Source organism: Arthrobacter sp. SD76, assembly GCF_049726125.1.
Taxonomy (GTDB): Bacteria; Actinomycetota; Actinomycetes; order Actinomycetales; family Micrococcaceae; genus Arthrobacter; species Arthrobacter nitrophenolicus.
Window position 1 is genome coordinate 943125 of sequence record NZ_JBNBLR010000001.1, and the last position, 12642, is coordinate 955766.

The 12642-nt window shown below is 64.3% G+C and carries 10 protein-coding genes, 1 tRNA gene and 3 pseudogenes; 7 read left to right on the plus strand and 7 right to left on the minus strand.

All coding sequences use genetic code 11. The features are described from left to right. Window positions 1-66: 66 nt before the first annotated feature. The gene (locus tag ACPEE0_RS04665; RefSeq protein ID WP_009357174.1) at window positions 67-669 is read left to right on the plus strand and encodes a TetR/AcrR family transcriptional regulator; all 603 of its coding nucleotides are present in this window, start codon (window positions 67-69) and stop codon (window positions 667-669) included. 48 nt (window positions 670-717) lie between these two features. Here the strand turns inward: ACPEE0_RS04665 and ACPEE0_RS04670 are convergent, their stop codons facing one another. The 3 genes and pseudogenes from ACPEE0_RS04670 to ACPEE0_RS04680 form a co-directional block, all read right to left on the minus strand. After that, window positions 718-1353, minus strand: coding sequence for a DUF2461 domain-containing protein (locus tag ACPEE0_RS04670; RefSeq protein WP_424574059.1), 636 nt, complete (start codon window positions 1351-1353; stop codon window positions 718-720). Between the two features lie 126 nt (window positions 1354-1479). Further along, window positions 1480-2960, minus strand: a pseudogene (locus ACPEE0_RS04675) (catalase). 7 nt (window positions 2961-2967) lie between these two features. Next, window positions 2968-3453, minus strand: coding sequence for a Fur family transcriptional regulator (locus ACPEE0_RS04680; protein ID WP_009357172.1), 486 nt, complete (start codon window positions 3451-3453; stop codon window positions 2968-2970). Window positions 3454-3584: 131 nt separating this feature from the next. On the opposite strand from ACPEE0_RS04680, the gene htpX reads away from it, so the two are divergent. After that, window positions 3585-4454 (plus strand): zinc metalloprotease HtpX, encoded by an 870-nt coding sequence (htpX, locus tag ACPEE0_RS04685; protein WP_424574060.1) that lies wholly within the window; start codon window positions 3585-3587, stop codon window positions 4452-4454. A gap of 140 nt (window positions 4455-4594) precedes the next feature. Here the strand turns inward: htpX and ACPEE0_RS04690 are convergent, their stop codons facing one another. After that, complete coding sequence (locus ACPEE0_RS04690; RefSeq protein ID WP_009357171.1) at window positions 4595-5086, minus strand: YajQ family cyclic di-GMP-binding protein; 492 nt, start codon at window positions 5084-5086, stop codon at window positions 4595-4597. 190 nt (window positions 5087-5276) lie between these two features. Here ACPEE0_RS04690 and ACPEE0_RS04695 point away from each other — a divergent pair, with 190 nt between their 5' ends. Together ACPEE0_RS04695 and ACPEE0_RS04700 are read left to right on the plus strand one after the other, a co-directional pair. Then, window positions 5277-5531: a hypothetical protein gene (locus ACPEE0_RS04695; RefSeq protein ID WP_009357170.1), complete on the plus strand. Its 255-nt coding sequence runs from the start codon at window positions 5277-5279 to the stop codon at window positions 5529-5531. Window positions 5532-5699: 168 nt separating this feature from the next. Continuing rightward, window positions 5700-5781: transfer RNA gene (locus ACPEE0_RS04700), tRNA-Tyr, on the plus strand. A gap of 66 nt (window positions 5782-5847) precedes the next feature. On the opposite strand, the gene ACPEE0_RS04705 is transcribed toward ACPEE0_RS04700, so the two are convergent. Next, entirely contained in the window at window positions 5848-6492 is a 645-nt protein-coding gene (locus tag ACPEE0_RS04705) for a hypothetical protein (RefSeq protein ID WP_424574061.1), read from the minus strand. 267 nt (window positions 6493-6759) lie between these two features. Here ACPEE0_RS04705 and ACPEE0_RS04710 point away from each other — a divergent pair, with 267 nt between their 5' ends. Then, complete coding sequence (locus ACPEE0_RS04710; protein WP_083875016.1) at window positions 6760-9210, plus strand: Ig-like domain-containing protein; 2451 nt, start codon at window positions 6760-6762, stop codon at window positions 9208-9210. Window positions 9211-9438: 228 nt separating this feature from the next. Further along, window positions 9439-9864, plus strand: a complete 426-nt coding sequence (locus tag ACPEE0_RS04715; protein WP_009357167.1) for a CBS domain-containing protein — start codon at window positions 9439-9441, stop codon at window positions 9862-9864. A gap of 81 nt (window positions 9865-9945) precedes the next feature. Here ACPEE0_RS04715 and ACPEE0_RS04720 read toward each other — a convergent pair. Both ACPEE0_RS04720 and ACPEE0_RS04725 read right to left on the minus strand, forming a co-directional pair. Further along, window positions 9946-10924 (minus strand): annotated as a pseudogene (locus ACPEE0_RS04720) (LysM peptidoglycan-binding domain-containing protein). 350 nt (window positions 10925-11274) lie between these two features. Then, window positions 11275-12008, minus strand: a pseudogene (locus tag ACPEE0_RS04725) (potassium channel family protein). Between the two features lie 70 nt (window positions 12009-12078). Here ACPEE0_RS04725 and ACPEE0_RS04730 point away from each other — a divergent pair. Next, window positions 12079-12630, plus strand: a complete 552-nt coding sequence (locus ACPEE0_RS04730) for an acyl-CoA thioesterase (protein ID WP_009357164.1) — start codon at window positions 12079-12081, stop codon at window positions 12628-12630. Window positions 12631-12642: the final 12 nt, after the last annotated feature.

The window sequence follows — 12642 nt, forward strand, 5'->3', positions numbered from 1 at the left end:
GGGCCTGACCCGGGCGGGCATTTCCATGCCCGGCACCGGAGCGGCGCCGGCTCGTAGGATGGATTTATGGCACGCCCGACACGAACCGAACGAAAAGCCGAGCTGCTGGGCGCCATCCTCGACTACCTGATGGACAAGACCCTGGCGGAGCTGACCTTCCGGAGCCTCGCGGAAGGGCTGGGCATGAGTGCCTACGTGCTGGTCTACCACTTTGGAAACCGGGAGCAGCTGATCAATGACATCGTGGTGTCCATCGAGTCCCGCCTGGACCGGATGCGGAACACCGATGTCCGCGACATTGACCGGGCAGCCTGGCGCGAATTCCTGCTTGAGTCCTGGCAGTGGACCATGGCCCAGCGGAACCGCCACCTGACCCGGCTCGAATTCGAGGCCACTGCCCAGGACATCGTGGCGGCAGAACCCCGCGGCACCTCGCAGGAACACTTCCGGATGCTCCATCACAAGACGCGTGACTGGCTGGTGGTGCAGGGCATCCCGGAGGAATATGCGGACACCGACGCTCGGCTCTTCACCTCAACCTTTTACGGGCTGCAGTTCGACTTTGTGGTCATGAATGAACCGGAGGCGGCCACCAAGGCGTTCGAACTGATGCTCTCGGTCTTCTTCAACAACCTCGAAACACGCCTGGCCGCAGTTCAGGAAGCCTGACCGGGCCTGCCCGGGCCCGTCCGGCAAAAGCCGGAACGCGACCGGCTGCTAGGGCGCGGCGTGGCGGCCCACCCAGTCAACCAAGGGGCGCAGCTGGTCCCACAGCCCGGAGATTTCGCCGACGGCGGCAGGGGTACCCAGCCAGGCGGGCCGGCCGAGGTCCACGCTCGCCGCGAGTGATTTGTGCTTGAGGAGTTCGGCCCGCGGATGGTCGCGGTCATAGCCCCGGGGCACCGTCTTGAGTTTCTCCCCTTCCACCGCAAAGCCCGCAGCGGCGACGCCGTCCACTATGTGCCGCAGCGACTCTCCGGTGCCTGACGCGTCCACGGCGTTCCGGTACCTCGCCAGCTGGGCGGGAGAGTGGGAGTGGTAGCCGCCGCCCACCAGCAGGCCCTCCGCGCTGACCTGGAGGTAATCGCCCACGCCTTCCTGCACGGAGGCGAATGCGCCCTGGGCTGTTTTGTAGGGGGACTTGTCCAATGAAAACCGGATGTCCCGGTTGGGACGGAACAGGCGGCCCGGCCCGAAGCGGGGCTCGAGCTCAGCCAGGAGCGAGGCGAGCGGGTCCCGGACCAGCGAGTGGTAGCTGTCCTTGTGCTCCAGCCACCACTCCCGGTTGTTGTTCTCCTGCAGTTCGGCATAGAAGCCGAAAGCGGCGGCAGGTATGCCCTGGAAAGTTGTCATAGAGCGATCCTCAGGGAGCGCCCAGGCCGGCGGCCAGAGACCCCTTCGGCTATGTGGACAGCGCAAAAAACCACCCCGCCGCGGACATCCGCGACGGGGTGGTTTCAATGCTCAGCGAGCGGTGGATCAGCCGATCTTGTTGGCTGCCTCAGCGTCGGAGAGGGGTGCTGCGCCGAGGTTGGCGCGCAGCTTGGCGCCGAGTTCGGCGTCAACGTTGGTCCAGTACTGGATGGCGCGTTCCTTGATGTCGGAGCGCTTGACGCCGCCCACGGCACCGGTGATGGTCTCGAGGAAGCGGGCCTTTGCGGCTTCGTCGTAGACCTCGCGGTACAGGGTGCCGGCCTGGACGAAGTCGCTGTCCTCGGAGTGCAGGGAGTGCGCGGCGAGGGTCAGTTCGCCATCGTTCTCCCAGCCGCCTGCCGGGTTCTGCGGCTCAACGGCAGCCGGGCCACCGAACGTGTTCGGGGCGTAGACCGGAACGGACGGGGCGTTGAACAGGTAGCGACCGGCGCCGTCCTGGCTGTAGTTGTTGACCTGGCTCTTGGGCTGGTTCACCGGGATCTGGGCGTGGTTGGTGCCCACGCGGTAGCGGTGTGCGTCCGCGTAGGAGAAGATGCGGGCCTGCAGCATCTTGTCCGGGGAAGCGGCGATGCCCGGCACGAAGTTCGACGGCGCGAAGGTGGCCTGCTCGATCTGCGCGAAGTAGTTCTCCGGGTTCCGGTTCAGCTCCATGGTGCCCACCTTGATCAGCGGGTAGTCGGCGTGCGGCCAGACCTTGGTCAGGTCGAACGGGTTGAAGCGGTAGGTCTTGGCGTCCTCGTAGGGCATGACCTGGACGTGGAGGTCCCAGGACGGCAGGTTGCCGGCTTCGATGTTCTCGTGCAGGTCGCGGATGTAGAAGTCGGCGTCGGAGCCGGCCAGTGCTTCGGCCTGCTCGGACGTCATGTTCTTCACGCCCTGGTTGGAGTGGAAGTGGTACTTGACCCAGAACCGCTCGCCTTCAGCGTTGATCCACTGGTAGGTGTGCGAGCCGTAGCCCTGCATCTCGCGCCATGAGGCGGGCAGGCCGCGGTCACCCATCAGCCAGGTGACCTGGTGGGCGGACTCGGGGACAGGGTCCAGAAGTCCCACTGCATGTCGGCGTCGCGCAGGTGGGTGCCGGGCAGGCGCTTCTGGGAGTGGATGAAGTCCGGGAACTTGATGCCGTCGCGGATGAAGAACACCGGGGTGTTGTTGCCCACGAGGTCGTAGTTGCCCTCGGAGGTGTAGAACTTCACGGCGAAACCGCGGGGGTCGCGCCAGGTGTCCGGGGAGCCGTTCTCGCCGGCAACGGAGGAGAAGCGGATCAGCATCTCGGTCTCGACGCCCGGCTGCAGGAACGCGGCCTTGGTGTACTTCGAGACATCCTCGGTGGTCTTGAACGTGCCGAATGCACCGCCGCCCTTGGCGTGCACCACACGCTCCGGAACCCGCTCGCGGTTGAACTGGGCGAGCTTTTCCACCAGGTAGTGGTCAGTCAGGATGATGGCACCATCGGCACCAACTGACTTGGAGTGCGCGTCGGATGTGACGGGGGCACCAGACTGGGTTGTCGAAACGACAGTCATTATTCTCCTATTTCTCTGTTACTTGCGAGGGACGATTGGAAGGAAGCTGTTGGGACTGCTGGCAGTCCTGGCAGATGCCCTGGTACATGACGTCTGCGATCTGGATGGTCATCGGCTTGGCGTTCTCATCCCAGTGGGGCGTGAGGCACGGCGCATGTCCGACGGCGCAATCCACGTCCTCCACGCGGCCGCAGCTGATGCAGATGGCGTGGTGGTGGTTGTCGCCCACACGGGTTTCATACAGTGCGGGGGAGTGCGGGGGTTCGAAACGCCGGAGCATGTGCAGGTCCGTGAGGTCCCCGAGCACCACGTATACCGACTGCGCGGTCAGCTCGGGGAGCTCCGCCCGGGCAGCGGCAAGGATGCTTTCGGCAGGGGAGTGAGGGTGGCGTTCGACGGCGGCCAGGACGGCAAGCCGCTGCTTGGTCACCCGGCGGCCGTGGGCGCGCAGGGCTCCAGCCCAGTCCTCGTGGCCGTCGTGGTGTTCCGTCATGGCTCCATTGAAGCACTTATTATGAATATCTCACAATAAGGGTTGGCTAACCTCGGAGAAGAAGACTGGAACTATAGGGACGGCCGTCCAGTTCTTAGCTGTAACGGCCAAAAAATCGAAGGGGAATGGACGTGCATCGGCATCACAACGGGCTCAAGACTGCGGCGCTGTTCGGAGTGCTCTGGGCCGTGCTGCTCGGGCTGGGCGCCCTGATCGGCACAAGCATGCGCAGTTCGGCGCCCATCTGGATCATGGCGCTCGTCGGTGTCGGCACTACGGCTTACGGCTACTGGAACAGCGACAAGATTGCCATCCGGTCCATGCAGGCATACCCCGCCAGCGAAGCGCAGGCCCCGCAGCTGTACCAGATCGTCCGGGATCTCTCCGCGCGGGCCAACCAGCCCATGCCACGCATCTACATTTCACCCACCATGAACCCGAACGCCTTCGCCACCGGCCGCAACCCCCAGAACGCGGCGGTCTGCTGCACAGAGGGGATCCTGCAGCTCCTGGACGCCCGCGAGCTCCGCGGCGTCCTGGGCCACGAACTTATGCACGTCTACAACCGGGACATCCTCACCTCATCGGTGGCGGCCGCCGTCGCCGGTGTCATCACCTCGGTGGGCCAGATGCTGCTGTTCTTCGGCGGCGGCGACCGTCGCAACGCCAACCCGCTGGCCATGATCGCTATGGCACTGCTGGCACCGTTCGCGGCGTCGCTGATCCAGATGGCCATCTCGCGCACCAGGGAGTACGACGCCGACGAGGACGGCTCGCAGCTGACCGGCGATCCACTGGCGCTCGCCTCGGCCCTGGCCAAGATCGAGCGCGGGGTCAGCATCGCACCGCTGCCGCAGGACCAGCGGCTGGTCAACGCATCCCACCTGATGATTGCCAACCCGTTCCGGGGCGGCGCGATCACCAGGATGTTCGCGACGCACCCGCCCATGCGCGACCGGATTGCCCGGCTGGAGCGGATGGCCGGCGGCCCGCTGCGGTAGCCCGGTGCCGCCGTCGGGCTGTGACGCGGTGATCCCTCCTCGACACGCAAAGAGGCCGGCGCACCCCGTCTTCCGGGTGCGCCGGCCTCTTTCCGTAGCGGCAAATCCTTTGCGCGTCGAAGAACGACGCCGAACGGCCGTCAGCTGCGGAAGTTCACGAACTGCAGGTCGGCTTCGTCAAAGTCCTTCAGCAGTGCCATGGTGGCCTGCAGGTCGTCACGGGACTTGGAGGAGACGCGGAGTTCGTCGCCCTGGATCTGGGACTTGACCGACTTGGGGCCTTCGTCGCGGATCAGCTTGTTGATCTTCTTCGCCAGGTCCTGGGCGATGCCTTCCTTGATGGAGGCTTCCAGGCGGTATTCCTTGCCGGAGGCGTAGGGCTCGCCGCTGTCCAGGGACTTCAGCGAGATGCCGCGCTTGATCAGCTTCGACTGGAAAACATCCAAGACAGCCTTGACGCGTTCTTCCGAGTTGGCCTTCATGAGGATCTTTTCGCCGCTGAAGTCGATTTCGGCGCCAACACCTTTGAAGTCGTAGCGCTGGGCAATTTCCTTCTGGGACTGGTTGAGGGCGTTGGCGACCTCCTGCTTGTCCACCTTGCTTACGACGTCGAACGTTGACTCGCCTGCCATGACTCTCCTTCTAGGGGTGGGGGCCCTGCGCACAAACAGGGCTTGGGATCACTGCATTCAAGCCTAATACGGATGCGGCGCCAGGCGGGCGGCACGATTCACAGTTCCCTCTCAGCGGACGTCAGGAGGGAACCAAGGAGTGCCGGAAAAAGTTGTACGTGTTGGACAGCAGTTCGAAAGGGAAACACCAATGCACCGCAAGGCCGCCACCTACGTCACCAGAACAACTACAGCCGCGGCCGGGGCGGTGGCGACGGCGGCAACATCGGTAGCAGCGGCCGCCGTGGCAGCGTCAGTCATCTTCAGCCCGGTGGCCGATGCGTCCTCCCGGCTGGAAGGAGTCCACGCGGACCTGCAGCGCGCGGTCCAGCTGAACCAGATCACCGAGGAGCAGGCCTTGAAGTTCGAGGCCAAGCTTGCCGGGAGGATCCTGGGCGAGGCGTGATTGCCTCGAATTTCCGCGTGATTCCGGGGATCGAGGACCTTGCCGTGGCCCGATTCGATTCTTGGGCAGAAGTTCTGTAAAGTTGTCTTGCCCGCGGTTACTGGAAGCGGAACGGCCCGGAAACGGACGTTCTGAAGACTGCATCCCGGGTCTTCTTTTGAGAAGTTCGGCAGATTACCCGAGCGGCCAAAGGGGGCTGACTGTAAATCAGCTGGCAACGCCTACGGGGGTTCGAATCCCTCATCTGCCACAACGGACCCGCCCGGATCTTGTACAAGATCCGGGCGGGTCTTTTTTTGTTCTCGGGCCCCGGGAGTCAGGACGCCGGTGCGGCCTCCACTTCAACGTCCATGCCGAACGGCTGTACTATCACTCGAACGAACCCGGCAGGCAGCCGGGCGTCGTAAGACGCCAGGACGACCCGGGTTTGCCCGGCCACATCCACGGTGGTGTTTACGTTGGCGCTGTGCAGCCCGGTAGCCTCGCGCTTGAGTGTGCCGGCCGCAGCCTCGTCAACGGCACTGCCATCGCCCATTCGCCAGCCGAAATCGTAGCTGTACGTTGGTCCCCAGCTGTGGATGGCATCCGCCACGCTGGAGAACGTGAACCGGTGTCCCCCTGCATCGAAGACGCTGACCGAGTAGAGGTTCACGGGGACAGTCCCGTTGCTGTTGTCCACCTCCGCCACAAGATATGACACGGGGGCAGCTCCAGCCTTCACCCGGTACGCCTCGATTGCCGCGACCGCGGGGTCAGCGGCAGAAGTGGGGAGCAAGAAGCTGATCTCGGCACCCGTTCCGGTCGTCGCCCGGTAGGGAAGGGGTGCCCGGGCTTCCTGGGATGACGGCGCGGCTACTGTTCCGCTGGCAGGTCCCAAGGAGGGACCATCCCGCGCCGGTACGGGCGCCGTGCAGGAAGCAAGCACCAGGACGAGGACCGGCAGCAGGCTATGAGGCTTCATCGTTTCCCCAATGAAAATGGTAGCCACACTCTATGCCACACCTTGCTGCCAGGCCACGGTTCCAGGACGGTCCGCCCCTTGAATCCTGGCGGCGTGAAGGATGGGTCCGGGAGGCTGTTCCAGGGGCTCCTGCCGCCAAAAAATAGGGGGGGTTACGTAGCCGCGATTAGGGCTTGCTTTCCACTTTCCAGCGGCAGACACTGGACGAACTTGAGGATAATTGTGCTATTCCGGGGAGCAATCGAGATGTACACTACGCCCTTTCCCATGAGCGGCCTCGATGGCGGCCGCAGGACATTTCGGCTCCACGGATTCCTGACAGCCTTGCTGCTCGCCCTTGCTGCCCTGGTGGTGCCGCTTCCGGCATCGGCGGCGACCGGTGATGTCGGAGTGGAAGGCCCCTCCCATTCGGGGACGGGAACGCCGACGGGGACGAAGCGGTCGACAAGCAATTTGTGGTTCCACGACGGGATCTGGTGGGGAAACTTGTGGGATACCGCCAGCCAAGACTTCGAGATCTTCCAGTTCAACGCCTCCACCAGCCAATGGACCAGTAAAAACGTGACTACGGATACGCGTGCGAGCACCCATCACGACGTGCTCTGGGACGGAACCACCCTCTATGTGGCGAGCTACCGCTTCGTCAACGACGGCGTGGCCGCCCAGCCGAACTACCCGACCACGCTTCACCGTTTCAGCTACAACCCGAGCACGAAGACGTACACACGCCTGGGCTCCTCACAGATCAACAACTACCGCGTCGAGGCCCTGACCATCGACAAGGAGCAATCGTCTGGCAGGCTCTGGGCCACCTGGCAGCAGGGCAACCGGATCTACATGAACGTCACTGGCACGGATGGAAAGACGTGGGGCACGCCTTTCCCTCATCCTGCGTCACTGAGCAACGTGTCCATCGACGACACCTCGTCGGTCATTGCCTTCGGCGGAAACAAGGTCGGCGTGATGTGGAGCCGCCAGGTTGGTGACGCTACCGACGGTATGTACTGGAGTGTCCACGCCGATGGGGCGGCTAACACGACCTGGTCCAATCCGGTGGCGGCCGTTGACGGGGTACGCAGCGGTGACGACCATATGAACCTTAAATGGCTGGACTCTTCGTCCGATAAAGTCTTCGCCGCCATTAAGACCTCGTTTACATCGTCGTCCCAGCCGCTCATCCAACTCCTGGCCCTGGATCCTGCAACATCAGCCTGGAGCAAGCACACGATCGCGACGGTGGCGGAATGCCCGAACCGGGTGATCGTTCTGATCGACGAGGCCTCGGAGAGAATCCGGACATTTGCCACTTATCCAAAGCCAAGCGGAACCACCAACGCCGGAGTCTGCACGAGTTCCGGTGGCGCGATATATGAGAAGTCCACGCCGTTGAGCGATATCAGCAGCATTGGAACCGCGCAGAAGATTCCCCGCATCGTGGACGCGGACCAGTACGTTCACAACGTAACCTCGACCAAGCAGAACCTCAACAGTTCGGCACGCGGCACGGCCAACAGTGGGGTATTGCTGCTCGCCGATGTGAGTTCCACCAGCCGGTACTGGCACTACTACGACCCTACGGGCGGAAGCGGCGGCAGTGATACCACGGCTCCGACCCTGACGAGTACTTCTCCGGCTGACGGCGCGACCGGTGTAGCAGCGACGGCGAACGTCACGGGAACGTTTTCGGAAGCGATGGATTCATCAACGTTGACGTCCTCCACGTTCACATTGAAAAATGGCACGACCGTGGTGCCGGGCGCTGTATCTTTGGACGGCACAAGCAAAGTTGCCACCCTCGATCCGGCCGGGAACCTGACGGCCGGGACAATCTACACTGCGACAATTTCCACCGGAGCGAAGGATCTTGCCGGCAATGCTTTAGCATCAGCCAAGACCTGGACGTTTACTGCTGATGCGACTCCTCCGACCGTCACGGCTACTACTCCGGGCGATGGTGCGACCGGCGTGGCAGTGGCGACGAACGTGACCGCGACGTTCTCGGAAGCGATGAATGGATCGACGGTTACGCCCTCATTCACGTTGAAGAATGGCACCAATGCGGTGTCGGCCAGTGTGGTTTTGGATAGCACGGGCAACGTTGCAACCCTGAATCCGGCCGCCGATCTGGCAGCCGCCACGACTTACACCGCGACGATCTCCACTGGAGCGAAGGACCTTGCCGGCAACGCGCTGGCATCGGCCAAGACCTGGACCTTCACCACGGCTCCGGCGGGTGGCAGCACATCCCAGACCACCACCCTCACGGCCACGGCTGACACCTACGTTTCCAGCGGGGCGCCGACAACGAACTTCGGCGCGGGCGCGATGCTGGGCTCCGACAACAGCCCCGTGGAGGTTGCGTACTTCAAGTTTGACCTGACAGGGCTTGCCGGGAAGACGTTGGAGAGCGCCACGCTTCAGCTGCGCAGCGCCGGCAGTGGGTCCACGGGTACGCAGAACGTCAAGCTCATCGCTGACGACAGCTGGACGGAAACGGGGATCACGTATAGCGCCCGTCCGACTCTCGGTTCCGGCATTGGCACGCTCGGCCCCACAACAACCAACACGAACTACAGCATTGCCCTGACGGCCAGCGCTATAGCCAGCGAGCTCGGCCAACAGCTTTCGCTAGGGATGGACGCCAACAGCAGTGACGGCCTTGACCTCAACTCGAGGGAAACCGCATATGCACCCAAGCTGGTGCTCACGTACCACTAGCCTAAGTCGCTGTTCCGGAGGCTTCTCCGTGCCCGCGAAATCCCCCGAATGACGGTCAACTCCCCCTGAAACGATGAGGGGAGTGGCCCGTCCGAGGGGGACAACCAAGTGGCTGTCAAGAGACAAAATCCGCCATCGACACCTGCACCGGCCCGGCGTAGGCTGGCGATATCGGCGCTGGTGCCCCGATGCCTTGCGTCGATAAATCCATCGATGAAGGAGGATTCAATGAGTGCTGTACGTGAATTCATGACCACGGATGCACGATGTATTACCGAAAACCAGACCCTGGTGGACGCGGCCCGGATGATGATGGACCTTGACTGCGGCTCGCTGCCGATCTGCGGTGATGACGGCAGGTTGAAGGGCATGATCACCGATCGCGACATTGTGCTAAAGTGCGTCGCCGCCGGGCGCAACCCGGCTGACATGATGGCCCGCGAACTGGAAACCGGAACGCCCTACTGGGTAGATGCCGACGCCAACGTGGACGAAGCCATTGACATGATGGAACGGCACCAGGTCCGGCGCCTGCCGGTGATCTCCGACCACAGGATGGTCGGCATCATCAGCCAGGGCGACATCGCCCGCAATTACTCCGAACAGCGGGTTGGCGAACTGGTGGAGCACATTTCAGAGCGGCATCACGTGTAGCGCCAAACGCTGCAGCAACCTGCCCTTGTCCGCGGATCCAGCCTTTGAAGGCTCGGACCCGCGGACAAGCTTATGAAAAGGTCAGTTCAGCGCGATCAGGAGCATCTGGCTGGTGCCCGGGATACAGGTCTGCAGGATGGCCCGGGGGAAGCCGCCGAAGACGTTCAGCACGTCGTTAGTGGTGCCCGGGTTCGGAACCTGGCCCTGGCCGTCACCGTGTAGGTGCCGTAGCCGGGGATGCTCACGGTCTCGCCGACCCCGATCCCGGAGAAGCGGGCCCAGCCGCCGCAGAAATCATGCTCTGTGATGAACAGCGAGTACGCATCGCCGGGGGTGTAGTGGATGGGGCCGATGCAGGCATCCACCATGGCCTGGCCACCGGCGCCGGCCACGTAGATGGTCCGGACTGCGGGTGCTGCGGGAACCAGGGCGGAGCGGGTGCCGCAACCGGAGCGGGTGCAGGAGCCGGTGCCGCGACAGCGACGGCCGCGGGTGCGGCGGCCGCCGGGGCTGCCACTGGCGGGCCGGTCAGCACGAGCGTCTGACCCGGGACGATGATGCTGTAAGGGCCCAGCCCGTTGGCGGCGAGCATGGCATTGGTGTCCACGCCATGCCTGGCTGCGATGCTGCCCACCGTGTCGCCGGCAACCACCGTGTAGAGGTTTTGGTCGGCAGGGGCGGGCGCAGGTTCCGGTGCGGGTGGTGGTGCCGGTTCGGCAGGTGCAGGTTCCACGGGTGCTGGTGCTGAAGCCGCCGGGGCTTCCTCTGCCGGGACGGCAACAGCAGGCTCCTGGCTGGCCGTATCCACTGCCGGGGCAGCAGCCTCGGCAGGTGAGGCCGCGCCGGCAACCTGGCCGGCCGCCGTCGTACTTTGGGTCACGGAGGCGGGCGGCGCTGCCAGGGCTCCGACGCCGACGGCCGCAACCACGGCGGCTGTTGCCATGCCCGCCCACAACCTGTTGCTGATGGCCGGGCGTACGGCAGTGAGGTCGGTTCGGGGTTCGTCAGTGGCGAAGCTTCTGCTCTCGGCTTCGGGGGTGGTGAGGTATGGCTGGTTCATGGGTGGCCCATCCGGGGTCGGTCCGGCCAGGCACGCAGGAACAGCGGCAGGCGGGACGGATCGAGGTGCAGCGCTCCAACGGCTCCGGCGTGTCACCGGGCCGCAGGCGGCGCAGGATGGAGGCGTCCGCATACCCAGAAAATACGGAGGCTCCGAGAGGAGGCGGACACCCCGGGAAGCCAACCCGGGGGGACCCGCCAGCGCGTGTTCGGTCCTAGGAATCCCGAGTCTAGGAAGTGCGTACAGGGCCGGGCACCAGTAGGAAATACCCGAATTTTCGGTGCTGGTACTTGGCGTTGTCCGAGCTGCTACTCGCAGCAGCGGGTGCCCGCTACTTGCTCCCGAAGCGCCTAGAGCGCGCGGTGCTCCTTGAGTTCCGCAATCTCCCGCCGGAGCGCGGCAATCTCTGCCACCAGCTCCGCCACTTCAATGCGGACCGGCTCCTCCACGGCCTCGGCCACCGTCTCGGCGGTATCCTCCACGCGCTGGACCAGCCACGAGGCGATGGAGGCGGTCACCACGCCAAGGACTGCGATGCCGCTCATCATGAGGGCGGCTGCCACCAGCCGGCCGATCGGGGTGACCGGATACATGTCCCCGTAGCCCACCGTGGTGATGGTGGTGATTCCCCACCACAGCGCATCGCCAAAGGTGACGATCTTGGCGTCCGGAGCGGACTGCTCCACGTCCAGGACCGCGAGTGCACCGACGAAAATCAGCAGGGCGGCAGAACCGGCAACGTACGTGACCACGCGGCCCCGCAGGGTCTCGCCGATGGTCCGGTGCAGGACGGACAACAGCGTCACCAGCCGCAGCAGGCGCAACGGCCGGAAGATCGGCAGCGCTACGATCAGGAGCTCATGCAGGTTGCGGATGAACCAGTTCCACCGGTCCTTCGCGAGCCACAGGTTCGCCGCATAGTCCACGGCGAAGATGCCCAGGTCGCCCACATGACCGCCTCCAGCCACATCGCCCCGCTGCCTTCGACCCGCCCGATGACCTGCCAGGCGTAGGCCGCCAGGAACAGGAGTGCGGTTGCCATCAGCGGCCACTCCGCCAGGTCCCGGTAGCGTTGTTGGGTCATGGACGAAATCCTAGCGGGCCTGTGCGGCCCGGTCCCGGCACCCTATGTTACTCACGGGTAGCATAGGGTAATGCACCTGCTCCTGAGAACCCTCCTCCTGCTGTTCACCTCCGCCCGCCGGCAGCCGCTCACCGTGTGGGACAGCGCCTCGCTGCAGCTGCGGGTGCTGCCGACGGACATCGATATCGCCATGCACGTCAACAACGGCATGTACCTGTCACTGATGGACCTGGGCCGGTTCGACCTGATGGTCCGCAGCGGGGTGTGGAGGCATATGCGCCGCCGCGGCTGGGGTCCCGTGGTGGCCGCCGAGACCATCAGCTTCCGGAAGTCGCTGCAGCTGTGGCAGCAGTACACCATCGAGACACGCATCATCGGGCTGGACGCCAAGGCCATCTACTTTGAGCAGCGCATGGTTGCCGACGGCGAGATTTACGCGCGTGCCTACATCGCCACCCGCCTGGTCACCAAGGCCGGGCCGGTGGGACTGGAGGAGATCCTGCGCGAATTCGGCGAACCCCCGGCTGACCTGGTCCTGCCGGACTGGATCCACGACTGGCGTGCGGCCAGCGCGCTGCCGGGGAGCCGCACACCGGCCCCGCATCTCTGGGGCAGGGGCTGATCCCCACAATTT